This is a genomic window from Nonomuraea glycinis, from assembly GCF_014646515.1.
Lineage (GTDB): Bacteria > Actinomycetota > Actinomycetes > Streptosporangiales > Streptosporangiaceae > Nonomuraea > Nonomuraea glycinis.
The window spans coordinates 99,824-117,160 of sequence record NZ_BMNK01000008.1 but is presented as its reverse complement, the minus strand read 5'-3'; the positions used below and the strand labels follow the sequence as shown (position 1 = coordinate 117,160).

Sequence of the window (17,337 nt, the reverse complement as noted above, 5' to 3'; positions counted from 1 at the left end):
GTGTTCGTCCGTCTTTATCTGGGTTTCTCTAGCGCGATCGCGGGCTGTCACGTGGTGATCGGGGTCGGCTCAGTGGCCTGCGAGTCGATGGACGGCAGGAGAGGGGCGCTGGAAGAGCCTGCGGCTTCGCGCCGTGTCTGGCCAGCGCCGCCTACCCCATCCCTCAATCGTCACGATGCGCGCGCAAAGCCTTACCCAGTGTGCAGTCATGCTGCTAGAGTCGTTCGCACACACTCTCGAATACGCGGGGGAGGGGATCGTCATGCGGGTCGTGCAGGCCTACCGTTTCGCGCTGGACCCCACCCCGCGTCAGACCGCCGCACTGGCGTCGCATTGCGGAGCGGTGCGAGCGGCCTTCAACTGGGGCCTGGCGCAGGTGAAGGCCAATCTGGCGCTGCGGGAGGCCGAACGCTCCTACGGCATCCCCGACGACCAGCTCACCCCGGCCCTGTCCTGGTCCATGTACAGCCTGCGCAAACGCTGGAACCAGGTCAAGGACGAGATCGCCCCGTGGTGGGCGGACAACTCCAAGGAGGCCTACGCGTGCGGGCTGACCCGCCTGGCCGACGCACTGGCGAACTGGCACGACTCCCAGCAAGGTAAGCGCAAGGGCCCAAAGATGGGCTTTCCCCGGTTCAAGACCAAACGCCGCGCGGCCCGGTCGGTGCGCTTCACCACCGGGACGATCCGGCTGGACGGCCACACCCACGTGGTGCTGCCGGTGCTGGGCCGGATCAAAACTCACGAATCGGTCACCAAGCTCGCCCGCCTGCTCGCCGAAGGTGCGCGGATCGCTTCGGCGACGGTGCGGTGGCAGGAGGGCCGCTGGCATGTCAGCTTCATTGTGCACGCCGAACGCCCCCCAGGCTCGCCCACCCTGCCGGAGGCGGTGATCGGGGTGGACCTCGGCATCAAGACGCTGGCGGTCTTCTCCGACGGACGCCCGCCGGTCCCCAACCCCCGCCACCTCAACGCCGCCGCACGTAAACTACGCCGTCTGTCGCGAGCGGTCTCCCGCAAACACGGCCCCGACCGGCGCACCCGGCAACAGCCCTCGAAGCGGTGGCTGCGGGCGAACGCCGCCCGCAACCGGGCGGAGTATCGGGTGGCGGCGCTGCGCCGCGACGGCATCCACACATTGACCACGAGCCTGGCCCGGACGTACGGCACCATCGTGGTCGAGGACCTCAACGTGGCCGGGATGATCCGCAACCGGCGGCTGGCCCAAGCTGTCTCCGACGCCGGGTTCGGTGAGGTCCGCCGCCAGCTCACCTACAAGACCGGCTGGAACGGCGGACGGCTGCTGGTGGCCGGCCGCTGGTTCCCCTCCTCCAAGACGTGTTCATCCTGCGGTGCGGTGAAAGCCAAACTGCCGCTGCGGGTGCGTACCTACCTCTGTGAGGGGTGCGGTCTGTCGATGGATCGTGACGAGAACGCAGCGCTCAATCTCGCTTCGCTGGTGGAGCGTACGGTCGCCGGGAGTGGCCCGGAGACTCGAAACGGACGTGGAGCCGACCGTAAGACCCCGCCTGGCGGGGCAGGTGGCCGTGAAACGTCAACCCCGCACCGGGCACTCGCTGCCCGGATCAGACGGGGACCTTCGCCCACACCGGGCGAATCACTGAGAATCCTTGAAACTCAATGAACGGAATGCGGTACGTGTCGGAGCACGGCGACAACGTGGCAAGCCCGGGGTGGTACCGCTCAGACGAGCGGGGTCCTGATCAGCTCGCCCGCCGCCTGCCTGGCCTCGTGGATGCTCCGCTCGAACAGCATGCGCACCTGCGTGGCCTGGTCGGCGAGCTCCTTGATGTGAGCGTGGGCCAGCTCGTCGCGCACGGTCTCGGCGACCAGCCGCTGATAGTCCGGGGTGCGCGCGGCCAGCGCCTCCAGCCGGCGGTGCGCGTGGAAGACCTTGTCCGCCTTCACCACCTGCTTGGCGTAGCGCTCCAGGTTGCGCACCCGCTTCGACAGCGACGTCCAGGCCGCGTCGAGGGCGGTGCTGTACGGCTTGAACGCGTCCTCCAGGCCCGTGGGCAGGTCGCGAGGGACCAGTTTGCGGTGCTCGGCGTGCATGGCCGACAGCTTCGCCAGCCGTTGCGCGATCTGCCACACCTCCTCGGGCAGCGACACCCGGTTGTCCACCGTGTCGATCAGCCCGGCCTGGTGCACCTGGGACCTCAGGACGGCCGCGCAGGCGTCCTGGGCGCGGCGCAGCAGCACCTGGCAGGGGTAGTCGAGGTCCTCGGGAAGGAGGTAACGGTCCGCGTACTGGTGGGCGAGCCCCAGCCGTCGCCTGGCGTCGCGGTCGGCGCCGTCGGTCACCAGCCAGCGCAGCATCGCGATCATGGTGACGCCCGCCCCCGCGACGGCCGTCGCGGCCAGGCTGCCGGTCACCAGCCCGACCACCAGCAGGAGGCCGGGCAGCAGGAACAGCCAGGCGGAGCTGGTCGACGACGTCGTCCGCCGGCCCGTGCGCGCCATGCGGAGCACGTGGGGGTTCAGCCGTAACTGGGCCGCGATATCCGGGGGCAAAGTCGGATCGATCACCAGCCGAGGGGGCAGAGCTCGCGGAACCATACGTTCATGCTGCGTTATGAACCTCGAATCCGCTGAGATTTCGGTGGACATATAGGGTCAACCTGGTGAACGCGATGACGAGATGGATCGATCTGACGGGCGCCGTCAACGTCCGTGACCTGGGCGGACTGCCAACCCGTGACGGCGGCGTCACCCGAAGTGGCCGGATCATGCGCGCGGACAACCTTCAGGGACTCACCGAAGCCGACGTGTCCCGGCTGGTCGGCGACCTGAAACTCCGGCATGTCGTCGACCTCCGCTCCACCCCCGAGGTCACGCTGGAAGGCCCCGGCCCGCTGACCACGGTGCCCGAGGTGACCCACCACCACCTGACCCTGTTCGCCGAGGGAGGCAGGCACACCGACGTCGAGGCCGACCGCATCGACGGCGACCGGGTGCTGCCCTGGAACGAACGCCAGGAGGACAGCGAGCTGCGCGTCACCGGCTTCTACTACGGCTATCTGCGCGACCGGCCGGACGCGGTGGTGGCGGCGCTGCGCGCGATGGCGCTGGACGACGGCGCGGCCGTGGTGCACTGCGCGGCGGGCAAGGACCGTACGGGCGTGCTGTCGGCGCTCGCGCTCGACGTGGCGGGCGTCACCCGGGAGGCGATCGTCGCGGACTACGCGGCCACGGGGGAGCGCCTGGAGCTGATCCTGCGGCGGCTGCGCGGCAGCCTCACCTACCGGGACGACCTGGACTCGCGCCCGGCCGACGACCACATGCCGCGGCCGCGCTACATCGAGCAGTTCCTGAGTGTGCTGGACGAGCGCTTCGACGGGCCGCAGGGGTGGCTGGCGCGCAACGGCTGGACCGCCGACGACAGCGCCGCCATGCGTGCCCGCCTGCGCGAGTGACTGAGCCGGTCCGCACCGGTTTGCCCGCGCGAGTGGCTCAGCCGGTCCGCACCAGCCTGCTCGCGTGGGTGGCTCAGCCGGTCCGCACCACGATCCCCTGGGTGGCGGACAGCTTGGCCGCCTCGATCACGGCCAGCGCCTCCAGCGCGCTGTCCGCGCTCACCGGCGGCGGCGCCCCGGTCCACAGCGCCGTCGCCACGTCGCGGTAGAAGTCGAGGTAGGCGCCGGATTCGGTGGGCACCGGGCGCGCGTCGGCGTCCGTCCCGGCGACGCCCCACCGCTCCTCGCCCTCGTCGCCGAACCCCGCCGCCAGCGGCGACAGGCCCGCGCGCAGCCGCTCCTCCTGTACGTCCAAGCCGTGCTTGACGTACGCCCCCGCGCTGCCGAGTACCCGGAAGCGCGGCCCGAGCCGGGCCGTCATGGCGCTGACCCACAGATGCGAGCGGGCGCCGCCGGCATGCTTGAGCGCGATGAAGGTGTCGTCGTCGGCCGCGACCCCCTCGCGCCGTACGTCGCTCTCGCAGTAGACCTCCCGCACCGGCCCCAGCAGCCGCACCGCCTGGTCGACCAGATGGCTGCCGAGGTCGTACAGCAGACCTCCGACCTCCTCGGCGCCGCCCGCCTCCCGCCAGCCGCCCTTGGGCGCCGGCCGCCACCGCTCGAAGCGCGACTCCAGCCGCAGCACCCGGCCCAGCGCCCCCTCGTCGAGGAGCCGGCGCACCGTGAGGAAGTCGCCGTCCCAGCGCCGGTTCTGGAAGACGGTCAGCATGAGCCCCCGCTCCCGGGCCAGCTCCACCACCCCGCGCGCCTCCTCGACGGTCCGCGCGAAGGGTTTGTCCACGACCACCGCCTTGCCCTGCGCCAGCGCCTCGCCGGCCACGGCCACGTGGGTCCGGTTGGGGGAGGCGACGACGACGAGGTCGCACAGCCCCCACAACTCGGCGACGTCGCCCACGGCCGCGGCCCCGTAACGGGCGCGCACCTCGGCCTGCCGCCGCGGATCGCGCGTCACCACGGCCGCCAGCGCCAGCCCGTCGGCCGCCTCGATCAGCGGCGCGTGGAAGACGGCGCCGGCGGTCCCATAGCCGACCAGCCCCACCCTGATCTCATCCATCGCCCCAGGCTAAGGCCTATTCGTCGTCGCGCTCGGCGAGGAACCGCTCGAACTGGGCGGCCAGCTCGTCCCCCGTGGGCATCGGCGTGCTGTCGGCCATGAGGTTCTCCCGGTCGGTGCCCGCCGCGAAGGCGTCGTACTGCTGCTCCAGCCCGGTGATCGCGCTGGACAGCTCGGCGGAGGCCTGGATCTGCTCCTCGATCTCCGACGTGGTGCGCTGGGCCGCCTCCCGCAGTCCGTCCATCGGGAAGACCAGGCCGGTGTTGCGGGTGATCGCCTCCAGCGCGGCGACGGCCGCGCTCGGGTATTCGGCCTGCGAGAGATAGTGCGGTACGTGCACCGCGTAGCCGGCCACGTCGTGCCCCTCGGCGCCGAGCCGGAACTCCAGCAGCGCGGCGGCACTGCCCGGCACCTGGACCCGGCCGAACGCGCTGGCCTGCGGGCTGATCAGCTCGGGACGGCTGGCGTGCACGGTGACGCCGAGCGGGCGGGTGTGCGGCACGGCCATCGGGATGCCGTGCATGGTCACCAGCCTGCTCACGCCCAGCCGCTTGACCAGCGCGCCGACCGCCCGGGTGAACAGCTCCCACTGCACGTCCGGCTCAGGCCCGCTGAACAGCAGGAACGGGGTGCCGGTGGCGTCCTTGACGATGTGGACGATCAGTTCGTGGCTCTCACACTCCACCCATCTGTCGGTGTCGAAGGTCATGATCGGCCGTCGCGAGCGGTAGTCGATCAACCGGTCCACGTCGAACGTCGCGACAACCCGGTGCTCCAGCTCGGCCAGCAGGTGCCCCAGCGCGAGGCGCCCCGTGGATCCGGCATCGACAAAACCGTCGAAGTGGTACAGCAAAACCGGATCGGCCAGCTCGGGCACATCATCGGCGAGCTCATATAGATCCGTCGGGTCGAACACGGTTGGACAGCCTTTCCCTAGGTACTCTCATCCAGAACCTACGGCGAGCCGGAACGATTCCGTGCAGGGCACCCTATCGAGGCAGAACGCGAAGTATGGACGGGGACCCAGAGCTGGAAGAGTTCGCCACCAAGCTGTTCGCGCTGGCCAGAGCCGGGGAGACGGATGACTTGCGGGCTGATGTGGAAGCCGGCGTTCCGGCCGACCTCACCAACGGCAAAGGTGACACTTTGCTGATGCTGGCGGCTTATCACGGTCACGCCAGGACGGTCCGAATGCTGACCGGGCTGGGCGCCGATCCGGGCCGGGCCAACGACCGGGGCCAGACGCCGCTCGTGGGAGCGGTGTTCAAGAAGGAGTCAGAAGTGGTCCAAGCCCTGCTCGACGCGGGTGCCGACCCGCACGCCGGGACGCCGTCGGCGGTCGGCACCGCCCGGATGTTCGGTGTCGAGAGCTGGTTCGCCACCGACTCGCCGTAGCGAGAAGACGAAGAAGGGGCATTGCTGCGGCCGTATAGGCAGAATTGACGGTTATTGCGATGGTGGAGGCATGGCTACAACATCCGTACCCCCTGCCCCCCTCCGGATCCCGCCCTTACGCTGTCCGTTCGCCAACGAGGTCAACCCGCACGTGGCCGAAGCCAGCGAGGACAGCTTCGGCTGGCTCCTCGAGACGGGCATGCTCGGGGAGGCCGACATGCTCGAACGCTACAAGAGCGCTCGCTTCGGCTGGCTCACCGCGCGCGCCTACCCGCTCGTCGAACGCGACATGCTCAAGCTGCTCATGGACTGGTGCATCTGGCTGTTCGCCTTCGACGACGGCTTCTGCGAGTCGGAGGACCTCAGCACGCACACGGCGCTCATCGCCAGGGCGCTCCCGGAGATGTTCCGGGTGCTGCACGACATCGAGTCCGACGAGCCGATCACCAACGTCTTCGCCATCTCCCTGCGGGAACTCAAGAAGCGCATCGCCGTCCACGCCCAGCCCGACCAGCTCGACCGCTGGTGCAACGCCACGAAGGAGTACATCTTCGCGCAGGTCTGGGAGGCCGCCAACCGGGAGTCGGACGTGGTGCCGACCCCCCAGGACTACGTGTTCATGCGCCGCCGCACCGGGGCCATGTATCCCGTGTACGCGCTCATCGACATCGCCGGGGGCCACCGGCTGACCCCGGAGGAATGGCACCACCCCGACATCCGCGCGCTCACCGAGCACGCGAACGACCTCGTCGTCTGGGACAACGACCTGTTCTCGTACGCCAAGGAACGCATCCACGACCAGGCCCGCCACAACCTGGTGAACGTCCTGGTCACCCATCGCGGCTACTCCGTCCAGGAGGCGCTCGACGAGGTGGCGGCCATGCACGATCACGCCGTGGCGGAGATGGTGCGGCTACGCGGCACCGTCGAGACATGGGCCACGCCCGCGGTGCTGGCCTACGTCCAGGGTCTCGAGCACTGGGTCCGGGGGCACATCGAGTATTCCCTGGGCAGCGCACGCTACATCCGTGCCTGGCCGTCGGGCACGCAGTGGACGCAGACCCACTGACCTGCCCGTCTAGGACGAGGCGTCCAACTCGCCCAGCGCGAGCGCGGACGCCTCGTCCAGGTCGAGCCGCGCGCCCTCCTCGAAGGCCGCGTTGTAGCCGTCCAGGCCCATGATCCGCTGGCACTCCTTGACGCACTTCTCGTGATCGGTCTCCAGGAACGGAGCGCCGAGCATGGGCAGCCCGGCCGACTTCCAGTTCTGATGGAGGGCGCCGAGCAGCTGGGCCGCCATGTCGACGCGTTCGAGCGCGGTGAAGATCCTGGCCGTGGTCTCCAGCGCGATCAGAATGCCCAGCGTGTCGTGGAAGTGCCGCTTGATGCGCAGGCTCTCCTGGATGTTGCTGAGCGCCTGATCCGTCTTCATCGAGTGCAGCTGGGTCAGGGCCAGCGCCCAGTGCGCGTACGAGCTCACGAACAGCTCGCCACGCTCGGTGCAGACCTGCAGGCAGTCGGTCAGGAGCGATTCGGCCTCGTACATCTCACCCTGGGCGGTCAGCACGATCGACAGCTCGACGATGGCCGGCAGCAGGCCCGGGTTGAGCTCCTTGTTGTCGGTGTTGAACTCGATCGCCACACCCAGCAGCGCGCTGGCCTTCTGCAGGTCGCCCTGGAGGACCGCCGCGGTGCCCTGCATCTTGGAGGCGAGGATGACGGCCTTGGAGTCGCCCACCCTGACCGCTTCCTTGCTGCAGCGCTCGGCCGCCTCCAGCGCGCCCACGCTGTCGCCCTGGGCGCTGCGCACGTAGGACAGCACCCACAGCGCCTTGCACCGCTCCTTGCTCACGCCGCGGTTGGCCTCCAGCGCCCGCTCCAGGTAGAGCCGTCCCTCCCGCTGGAAGCCGCAGCACACCCACATGAACCAGAGCGACGACAGCAGTTGCAGCGACTGCACCGACTCGCCCGGTGTGCGCAGCGCGTGCTCCAGCGCCAGCCGTACGTTGTCGTGCTCCTGGCGCATGCGGATGAACCAGTAGATCTGCCTCGGCCCGGACCAGGCGTCCTCGCTGCGCTGCGCCAGCGCGAGGTAGTAGGCCAGATGCCGGTGCCGCAGGTCCTGTGTCTGCCCGAGCTTGTCCAGCCACTCCTCGCCGTACTCCGCGAGCGTGTCGATCAGCTTGTAGCGGACCCCGGCGTGATTGCTCCTGATCAGCAGGATCGACTTCTCCACCAGCCCGGTGACCAGGTTGGTGATGTGCTCGGCGGGCAGCCGGTCGTCGGAGCACACGTAACGGGCGGCGTCGAGCTCGAAGTCGCCGGAGAACACCGACAGCCGCGCCCACAGCAGCCGCTCGGCGGGCTCGCACAGCTCGTGACTCCACCCGATGGCCGCGCGCAGCGTCTGGTGCCGGGGCAGCGCCGTCCGGCTCGCGCCCGCCAGCAGGCTGAACCGGTCGGCCAGCAGGCCGAGGATCTGCTCGACGGAGAGCGCGCGCAGGCGGACGGCCGCCAGCTCGATCGCCAGCGGGATGCCGTCGAGCCGGCGGCACAGCTCGGCCACCGCGGCGATGTTCTGCTCCTCCAGCACGAAATCGGGCACCACGGCCCCGGCCCGCGCCGCGAACAGCTGCACCGACTCGTTGGTGAACAGGCTCTCCACCGGATCGTCGCCGGGCACCTGCAGCGGCGGCACCGGCACCACGTGCTCGTACGGCAACTGCAGCGACTGGCGGCTGGTGGCCAGCACCTTGAGGTTGGGCGCGGCCTCCAGCAGCTCGTGGACCAGCTCGGCGCAGCCCTGCACCAGATGCTCGCAGGTGTCGATGATGAGCAGCATGTCCCGCATGCCCACCCACTCCGCCAGCGACTCCGTCTCACTGCGGGAGGACTGGTCGGCGATGCCGAGCGCGGAGGCGATCGTGTGCCTGACCATCCCGGCGTCCTGCAGCCGGGCCAGGTCGGCGAACCAGACGCCGTCGGGATATTGCGCCCGGATCTGGTGCGCCAGCCGGAGCACCGTCCGCGACTTGCCGACCCCGCCGATCCCCGTGACGGTCACCAGGCGCGAGTCGCCGAGGTGCCGCTTGAGGTTGGCGAGCAGCCGCGTCCGCCCCACGAAGCTGGTCAGCTCCGCCGGTAGGTTGCCGTCTCGCCGCCATCCTGACGGGGTGGCCATGGGTAGCCTCACGGGGGATAGGCGACACATCTGCGTAGGCATCGTACCCCGGCCTTCGCCGCCTGTCCCGGCACCGGAAAGGGCGCTGGGGTCGGCTTTGTAGCACTGAGTAGCATGTATGCCGTGACGGAATTTCTCCCGGAGCAGACCTCCGATGACACCGACCAGGGCTGGGGCGAATGGCGCGAGGCCGACCCCGACGACTTCTACCGGGAGAACAAACCACCCCACTGGGATTGATCAGTAGTCCTTGAGCTCGATGTCCGTGGCGAACCGGTCGGTCATCCTGAGCATCCCGCGCAGCAGCAGCCGGCGCTTGAAGACCCAGTTGCGCATCGTGATCCGCGCGCGCGTGCCGGGCGCGAGGAACGGTCCGGCGCTGCCCTGCCTGGCCACCTTCGCATAGCCGCGGAACGCGCTCTCGTAGCCGGCGAACCCGGCCCGGTGATCACCGCGCGCGGCCGCCAGCTCTCCCGCCAGTACGTACGCCCCGACGACGGCCAGGCCGGTGCCGAAACCGCCCAGGGTGTTGCCGTAGGCGGCGTCCCCCAGCAGCACCACCCGGCCCTCGGCGTAACGGTCCAGCTCCACCCGGCTGATCGAGTCGAGATAGACGTCCGGCGCCTGCGCCACCCTGGCCAGGACCTCGGGGATCCGCCAGCCCCCGCCCCGGTAGGCGTCCAGCAGGATCCGCCGCTGCTGCTCGACGTCGTAACGGTCGTAGTCGAGCGGCTCGGAGGCGAAGACGAAGAACGACGGCGCCTTCGGCCCGCCCAGCGCCACCATCCGACCGGGCTCGTTGTACATCTGCCCGCCTTCTCCGGCGTCGATCTGGGCCAGCGCGTAGTAGTGGCCGAGGAAGCGCACGTACGCCTCCTCGGGGCCGAACGCCAGCCGCCGCACGTTCGAGTGGATGCCGTCCGCCCCCACCACCAGATCGAAGGTGCGCGGCGCGGCTCGCTCGAAGGTGACGCGTACGCCGTCGCCGGTCTGGGTCAGCGAGCTGATGGAGTCGCCGAAGACGTATGCGCACGTGTGCGCGGTCCGCTCGAACAGCAGGGCCGCCAGATCGCCGCGCGGGATCTCGATCTCCCCGCCGGTGAACTCGCCCGGCATGACCGCCAGCCGCCTGCCGTTCGCGTCGACGATGACCTGGTCGGAGCCGCCCGTCTGGCGTCGCCGTACCTCCTCCAGGATGCCCATGCGGGCCAGCACCGTGCGGTGCGTCACGCCCTTGAAGTCGACCGCCTGCCCGCCCGTCCGCAGGGCCGGCGCCTTCTCCACCACGGTGACGTCGCAGCCGTAGCGGTCGAGCCAGTAGGCGAGCGCGGGGCCGGCGATGCTCGCGCCCGAGATGAGGACCTTCATGTTCTGCATGGTCAGGACTGTGCCGGGGGCCGCTGACAGCTCACCCTCGGTCGGCTGACACCCAGGCCCGCGCCTGGTCCAGCACTGTCAGCGCCTCCTCACGGCCCGCCCGCGCGCCACGCGCGAACGCGACCGCGAACCCCTCCGCCCCGGCCTGCCGCCTGGCGGCCTCGGCGGTGCGAGCGACATGCGGATCCCCGGCCACGGCCACCCCCCGCAACGCCACGGCCACCCCCAGCAAAAGCGCCCCCCGCCGCCCCGCCACAGCCGAAGCCGCCGTGCTCCGGTGGGTCCGCGCCGGCGCTGGGATCCCGGTACGGCGGTCCGTGTCCCCATCCAGCCCCGCCAGAACCGCCTCGGCCTGCCACTCGGCGGCGTCGGCGAGATCCGACCCCAGCGGCGACCGACACGCGGCGGCGACCGCCCGCTCGTAAAGCACCCACGCGCCGCCGCCCTGGCCGCCACCGGCCCTGCCGGACCCGCCGGGCAGTCGGGCGAGGGCCGCCAGGACGTGGGCCTGGGCCTGCTGGGCGCCGAAACCACCGCCCTGGGCGGCGGCCAGCGCCGCCTCCAGCCTCATGAGGGCCTCGGCCGAATCCCCTGCGGCCCACGCGAGCTCTCCCAGCCCCAGCCCGGCCATGACAGGAGCCTGCGAGCGGCCCGCCCGCGCGGCGGCCTCCCCGGCACGCCGGAAGTCGACGCTCGCGGCCGCGAGCTCACCCGCCCGTACCAGCGCCTCACCCCGACGCGCCAGTACGTCCGCCGTCTCCTCCAGCGCGCCCAACTCGTCGAGCAGTTCCAGCGCCTCCCGCCACAGCACCCGGCAGCGGTCCCACTCCCCACGCCAGCTCGCGATCACCGCCAGCCAGTCCAGCGCCTGCGCGATGCCCCACCGCTCACCCAGGGCCCGGAACCGCGCGAGCACCTCCTCCAGCTCCACCTCGGCCTCGGCCGGCTCGCCGTCGAGCAACCGCAGCAAGGCCCGGCTCAACCGCCCCAGAGCCACGCTCCACGGATCGGAGCCGAGCATCCCATCCCGCTCCGGCCCTACCGGCAAGGCGGGCGGCCCCACGGTCATCCCCCACAGCGCGGCGGTGAACGGATGACGCAACGGCCGTTCCAGCCCGCTCATGTACGCCTCCGCCCGCGCCCAGTGCTCCGGCGCGGCCCTGGGCACGGCATGCAGCACGCACATGACGTACGCCTCCTCCAGCCCGGGAAACGGCGCGCCGGTGACCTTGAGCAGCTCGGCGGCCACGTCCCCGGCCTGGCTCTGCCGCCCGCTCAGCCACCAGCAGGTCGCCAGCTCCGTCACCATCCGCAGCGCCGCCTCCGGGTCATGCCGCACGGCCCAGCGCAGCGCGGCCATGAGGTTGCCGTGCTCGGCGGTCAGCAGAGCCAGCCAGCCGAGCTGCTCACCCCGCCGCAGCCACGGATCGGCCCGCCGCGCCAGCCCTTCGTACCAGCGAGCATGCCGCCCGCGTACACCGTCCTCCTCACCCGCCTCGGCCAGCCGCTCGGCACAGAACAACCTGATCGTCTCCAGCATCCGGTAACGCCCGCCGTCGACGCCGACCAGCGACTTGTCCACCAGATCCGCCAACACCCCGGCAACGTCGTCGGTGGCCCGCTCGCACACGGCTTCGACGGCCGCGATCGTCGCGCCTGCGGTGAACACCGCGAACCGCCTGGCCAGTGTCTGTTCCTCGGGGGTGAGCAGGTCCCAGCTCCACTCCACCACCGCCCGCAGCGCCCGATGCCTCGCCGCGCCCGTCCGATCGCCTCGGGACAGCAGCCGGAACCGGCCATGCTCGGCCAGCCGCGCGGCGATCTCCGCGACGTCGAACGACCGCAGCCGCGCCGCCGCCAGCTCGATGGCCAGCGGCAGCCCGTCCAGTGTGGCGCAGATCCGCACCACCGCGTCCACGTTGTCCTGCCGCACCTCGAACGCCGGCCGCACGGCTGCCGCTCGGTCGGCGAACAGCCGCACGGCGGGATACCCAAGCGCTTGCACCGCCGACATGCCGACCGTCGGAGCTTTCGCGGCCGGGGAGCCGGATGGGGGGATGCCCTCGGTGGGGAGGCCGGGGGGTTCGGGAGGGGGGATGGCCAGCGGCGTCAGCGGCACCAGCGCTTCGCCGGTGATGCCCAGCGGCTCGCGGCTGGTGGCCAGGACGCACAGCCGGGGACACTCGGCCAGCAGCGTGCGGACCAGCGCGGCGGCAGAGGCGATGAGATGTTCGCAGTTGTCCAGGACGATCACCGTGTCCCGCTCGGCGAGCGCCGACACCAAGCGCTGGACGGGATCACGCAGCTGAGGCGTGCGCAGCCCGCCTTCCCGCACCCCGAGCGCGCCCAGCACCACCCGAGCCACCTGCTCCACCCCGTACGAACCGGCAGCCGCTGAACCCTCCACCCCCGTAGGAGGGAGCGCGTCCCAGGCTGCTTCCGCATCCGTGGGTGTGGGGCGGGGGGCCGCTGAATCCTGCGCCTTCGGGGGTGGGAGGGGGGACAGGTCGGCGAAGTAGGTTTCGCGGCTGTCGCGGGCGGCCGCTTCGATGGCCAGCCGGGTCTTTCCGATGCCGCCGGGCCCCACGATCGTGCGCAGCCGGGAGCCGGGCGAGGCGAGCAGGGCGAGGTCGTGTTCGCGCCCCACGAAGCTGGTCAGCTGCGCCGGCAGTCTGCGGGGCGCGGGGGCGGGCGGCTCGGCGCGCAGGACGGCCAGGTGGGCGGCGGCGAGCTCGGGGGAGGGGTCGGCGCCGAGCTCGTCGGCGAGCAGGCGGCGGCCTTCCTCGAACGCCGCGAGCGCCTCCGCCTGCCGCCCGGCCGCGTGCAGCGCGCGCATCAACTGGGCCCTCAACCGCTCGCGCAGCGGATGGGCCGACACCAGCCGCCGCAGCTCCGCCACCGGGGCGCTCCCGGGCAGGGCCAGCTCCGCTTCGGCGAGGTCTTCTCCGGCGGTGAGCCGCAGCTCTTCCAGCCGTGCCGCCTGCGCCTGCCCGAACGGCAGGTCGGGGAGGGCGGGCCCACGCCAGAGCCCGAGCGCCTGGCGGAGCGTCCCGGCGGCGGCCTCGAACCGGCCCGCCGACAGCAACTCCCGCCCCTGCCGGGCCAGCCGTTCGAACCGGTGCGCGTCCACGGTGCCGGGGTCCACGGCGAGCAGGTATCCGCCGCCCCGGAACTCGATCTGGCCGGCCCCCAGAGCGCGCCGCAACCGGGACACCTGGGCCTGCACGGCGTTGGCCGCACCGGCGGGCGGGTCCTCGCCGTACTGGCCGTCGATCAGTGCTTCCACGCCGACCACCTGTCCGGCGTTCAGCAGCAGCATCACCAGCAGGGCGCGCGGCCGCGGCCCGCCGACGGGGATCAGCTCCCCGCCGGGGCCGCGCACCTCCAGGGGACCCAGAACGCCGAACCGCATGGACGCCAGTATCTAGCTGACCACGTCCTTACGGCGAAACCGGAGGAAGGCGGCGGCGATGAGGAGGGCGGCGTACGTGATCGACAGCGACGCGCCCCTGATCATGCCGCTCCAGTCCAGCTCCGGCGCGAGGGCGTCGAGCCAGGCGTTGTTCCAGAAGGTCGGCAGGAACTCGCGCAGCGCCCCCAGCGCCTCCACCGCCTGCAGGATGGTGCAGATGATCCACAGGCCCACGGCCCCGCCCACCGCGCCGAGCGGCGAGTCGGTGATGGTGGAGATGAGGAAGGCCAGGGCCGCCACGACGAGCTGGCTGACCATCGCGTAGCCGATGGCGATGCCGAAGCGCGGCAGGACGCTGAACGCCGGGATGGTCTCTCCCGTGCCGGGCACCTGGATGTCGGCCCAGCCGAACGCCAGCGTGCCCGCGAGCAGCGCCATCAGCGGCAGGCAGATCACGGCGGCGGCGGAGTAGCCGAGTGCCACGATGAGCTTCTGCCGCAGCAGGCGGTCGCGCGGCACCGGCGCCGCCAGCAGATAGCGCAGGGAGGACCAGCTCGCCTCGCTGGCCACGGTGTCACCGCAGAACAAGGCGACGGCGACGACCAGCAGGAAGCTCGCGGAGACCGACAGGGCGAACGCCGCGAAGTTGAGGCCGCTCGCGGTGGCCAGGTCGGAGATGCGCAGGGCGGACTGCTGGTTGCCGCCGCCCTGCGGGCCGAACTGGAAGGCCACCACGAGGATCCACGGCAACGCCAGCAGCAGCCCGAACATGACCAGGGTGCGCCGCCGCTTGAACTGCCGGACGATCTCCACCCGCAGCGGAAGGGTGCGGCGGGGCGCGTAGCCCGTCGCGGCGGTCATGCCTTGTCTCCGATCAGGTCCAGGAACACGTCTTCCAGGCGCGGGCCGTGCCCGTTGGTGGCGGTGGCGGAGCTGAGCAGCACCGACACCGGTCCGCTCGACACCAGCCTGCCCCGGTGCATGACGACGACGTGGGTGCAGGTCTGCTCGACCTCGGCCAGCAGATGGCTGGAGACGATGACGGTACGGCCGTCGCGCGCGTAGCGCTTGAGCACCTCGCGCATCTCCCTGATCTGGGGCGGGTCCAGGCCGTTGGTGGGCTCGTCCAGCACGAGCAGGTCGGGCATGCCGAGCATGGCCTGCGCGATCGCCAGGCGCTGGCGCATGCCTTGTGAGTAGGTGCGTACGGCCCGGTCCAGCGCCTTGCCGAGCCCGGCGATCGCCAGCGCCTCGTCGAAACGGGCGTCGGCGGTGGGGCGGCCGGTGGCGGCCCAGTAGAGATGGAGGTTGTCGCGGCCGGACAGGTGCGGCAGGAACCCGGGGCCTTCGACGAACACGCCGAGCCGGGACAGCACCGGCGCCCCCGGAGTAACCGTTTCACCAAATATCCGGATCTGGCCGTCGTCGGGGCGGATCAGGCCCAGCATCATCCGCATCGTGGTCGTCTTACCCGCGCCGTTCGGCCCGAGCAGACCCAGCACCTCGCCCTGCTCCACCCGGAACGACAGCCCGTCGACGGCCAGCTCACCGTTGCGGTAGGCCTTGGTGAGCCCGCTGATCTCCAGCGGGGCCACCGGCCCGCCCGGCGCGGCGGCGGACGCCGGGGCGGCGGCCCGCCGCCGGCGGGTGACCAGCAGGACACCGGCGAGCACGATCGATGCGAGCGGCATCGCCCACACCCACCACGCGACCCCGGTCACCGGCGCGGCCAGCGTGGCCACCGTCGGGACCGAGAGCGCGGGGGAGGCCAGGCCGATCCGGTAGGAGGCGGGCTCGGCGGGCGTGGCGAACCCCATGTCGGTGGTCGCCACCACCAGCCGGAGCCGGTGCCCGACGGCGAAGCGATAGTCCACGACCGGCAGCTTGACCTCGACCTCGACGAACTCGGCCCCCTCGGGGACGCTCACCCGCAGCGGGGCGACCAGGCCGGCGGGCAGGGCCGGCGGCTGGAGGGAGTCGGAGACGTCGAAGAGCTTGGCGAACAACGTCACCTCGCCGCTGCCGTACACCTTGATCTTGGTGGTGGGGCTGCCGGTGAGCTGGAGCGGGGCGGTGAGCGGCGCGGAGTCGAAGGCGGCGCTCTGGCCGGGCATGTCGAGCGAGACGCTCGCGGTGCCCTGGCCGCCCAGCAGGCCGCCGACGCCCGGCACGGTGGAGATCGAGGCGGGGGAGCCGCCGGGCGGGTTGACGATGTTCTGCTCGGGGCCGGTGAGCGTGACGGTGGTGACGTCGGTGCCGCTCAGGCCGGGGTAGGCGGCGGCCTCGGGATGCAGGCGGATCCGCTGGCGGGTGCCGGGGTCGCGGCCGCCGTCGCGGGTCACGGTGAAGGCGCTGACGGAGGCGGGCTCGCCCTTGAGGTGGCGGGCGAACCAGGCGGTCGTCTGCTCGTGCAGCCAGTCCGCCTCGCCGTTGCCGCCGTCATGGCCGCCGTCGTACCAGGCCAGGCTGACCGGGGTGCCGGCGGCGGCGATCGCCCTGGCGTTGGCGTCGGCGTGCTCCAGCGGGAACAGCGAGTCGCGCTGGCCCTGGATGAGCAGCGTCGGCGCCTTGATCTGCCCGGCCACCGCCACGGAGCTGGACTTGGCCAGCAACGCCAGGGCCTCGGGCGTGGCCCTGCCGGTCTTGGCGATCTCCTGGTAGGCCTCGCAGATGGCGGGCAGGAACCGGCCGCACCGCGCCTGCTCGGCGGTCAGCGCCTCGGGCTGCCGGTTGAGGGCGTCCAGGCCCTGCGCGACCCCGGCCCCGGCGCCGCCCCGGCCGAAGAAGATGCCTGCCCACATGCGCTTGAACACGCCGTTCTCGGGGCCCTTGCCGGTGACGTCCGGGAACAGCGCGTCGGCCAGGTCGGACCAGGTGATCTGGGGCACGATCGCGTCGACCCGGGCGTCGTGGGCGGCCGTCATCAGCGCGATGGAGCCGCCGTAGGAGCCGCCCGTGATGCCCACGCGCGGGTCGCCGGCGGCGTCGAGCCGGACCTCGGGCCGCTTGGCCAGCCAGTCGATGAGCTGCTTGACGTCCTTGACCTCGTAGTCGGCGGTGTTGAGCGCGATCTCGCCGGTGGAGGCGCCGAAGCCGCGCGCCGACCAGGTCAGCACGGCGTAGCCCGCCTCGGCCAGGCGGACGGCCTCCTGGCGGACGCTCTGCTTGCTGCCGCCGAAGCCGTGCGCGAGAAGCACCGCGGGCGCCTTCTCCCCGCCGGGCGGGGCGAAGAAGGTCGTGTCGAGCTCGACCCGCTGGTCGTCAGCGGGTCCGTCGACGACGGCGATCCGCTGATGCCGGCCGCTGACCTCCGGCCCCGACGGCCACACCGACCACGTCACCACCCCTACGAGGGCGAGCACCGTGACCAGCACGGCCGTACGTTTCATGGCGGTGAGCCTACTTTCCGCACCTGAGAGAT

Annotated in this window: 12 protein-coding genes; 4 read left to right on the top strand and 8 right to left on the bottom strand. The window is 71.5% G+C overall.

Annotated features, from left to right (window positions below):
* The first annotated feature begins 208 nt into the window (after nt 1-208).
* Nucleotides 209-1,645, top strand: coding sequence for an IS607 family element RNA-guided endonuclease TnpB (gene tnpB / locus IEY87_RS23125; protein ID WP_189140839.1), 1,437 nt, complete (start codon nt 209-211; stop codon nt 1,643-1,645).
* A gap of 59 nt (nt 1,646-1,704) precedes the next feature.
* Here the strand turns inward: tnpB and IEY87_RS23120 are convergent, their stop codons facing one another.
* On the bottom strand, nt 1,705-2,580 hold the full coding sequence (locus tag IEY87_RS23120) for a hypothetical protein (RefSeq protein WP_189140838.1): 876 nt from the start codon (nt 2,578-2,580) through the stop codon (nt 1,705-1,707).
* 74 nt (nt 2,581-2,654) lie between these two features.
* Here IEY87_RS23120 and IEY87_RS23115 point away from each other — a divergent pair, with 74 nt between their 5' ends.
* Complete coding sequence (locus IEY87_RS23115) at nt 2,655-3,437, top strand: tyrosine-protein phosphatase (RefSeq protein WP_189140837.1); 783 nt, start codon at nt 2,655-2,657, stop codon at nt 3,435-3,437.
* 73 nt (nt 3,438-3,510) lie between these two features.
* Here the strand turns inward: IEY87_RS23115 and IEY87_RS23110 are convergent, their stop codons facing one another.
* Together IEY87_RS23110 and IEY87_RS23105 are read right to left on the bottom strand one after the other, a co-directional pair.
* Nucleotides 3,511-4,551: a Gfo/Idh/MocA family protein gene (locus IEY87_RS23110; RefSeq protein WP_189140836.1), complete on the bottom strand. Its 1,041-nt coding sequence runs from the start codon at nt 4,549-4,551 to the stop codon at nt 3,511-3,513.
* 16 nt (nt 4,552-4,567) lie between these two features.
* Entirely contained in the window at nt 4,568-5,467 is a 900-nt protein-coding gene (locus IEY87_RS23105; protein WP_189140835.1) for a proteasome assembly chaperone family protein, read from the bottom strand.
* Between the two features lie 95 nt (nt 5,468-5,562).
* Between IEY87_RS23105 and IEY87_RS23100 the strand changes: the two genes are divergently transcribed.
* The gene (locus IEY87_RS23100; protein WP_189140834.1) at nt 5,563-5,946 is read left to right on the top strand and encodes an ankyrin repeat domain-containing protein; all 384 of its coding nucleotides are present in this window, start codon (nt 5,563-5,565) and stop codon (nt 5,944-5,946) included.
* 70 nt (nt 5,947-6,016) lie between these two features.
* Complete coding sequence (locus IEY87_RS23095; protein WP_189140833.1) at nt 6,017-7,015, top strand: terpene synthase family protein; 999 nt, start codon at nt 6,017-6,019, stop codon at nt 7,013-7,015.
* A gap of 9 nt (nt 7,016-7,024) precedes the next feature.
* Here the strand turns inward: IEY87_RS23095 and IEY87_RS23090 are convergent, their stop codons facing one another.
* The 5 genes from IEY87_RS23090 to IEY87_RS23070 all read right to left on the bottom strand — a co-directional run bounded on the left by IEY87_RS23090 (nt 7,025) and on the right by IEY87_RS23070 (nt 17,305).
* Nucleotides 7,025-9,139, bottom strand: coding sequence for an ATP-binding protein (locus IEY87_RS23090; RefSeq protein ID WP_225277550.1), 2,115 nt, complete (start codon nt 9,137-9,139; stop codon nt 7,025-7,027).
* Between the two features lie 228 nt (nt 9,140-9,367).
* On the bottom strand, nt 9,368-10,504 hold the full coding sequence (locus tag IEY87_RS23085; protein WP_189140832.1) for an FAD-dependent monooxygenase: 1,137 nt from the start codon (nt 10,502-10,504) through the stop codon (nt 9,368-9,370).
* 31 nt (nt 10,505-10,535) lie between these two features.
* On the bottom strand, nt 10,536-13,916 hold the full coding sequence (locus tag IEY87_RS23080) for an AfsR/SARP family transcriptional regulator (protein WP_189140831.1): 3,381 nt from the start codon (nt 13,914-13,916) through the stop codon (nt 10,536-10,538).
* A gap of 12 nt (nt 13,917-13,928) precedes the next feature.
* The gene (locus IEY87_RS23075) at nt 13,929-14,777 is read right to left on the bottom strand and encodes an ABC transporter permease (RefSeq protein ID WP_189140830.1); all 849 of its coding nucleotides are present in this window, start codon (nt 14,775-14,777) and stop codon (nt 13,929-13,931) included.
* On the bottom strand, nt 14,774-17,305 hold the full coding sequence (locus IEY87_RS23070; RefSeq protein WP_189140829.1) for an alpha/beta fold hydrolase: 2,532 nt from the start codon (nt 17,303-17,305) through the stop codon (nt 14,774-14,776). Before IEY87_RS23070 ends, IEY87_RS23075 begins: the two co-directional genes overlap by 4 nt.
* Between the last annotated feature and the right edge of the window lie 32 nt (nt 17,306-17,337).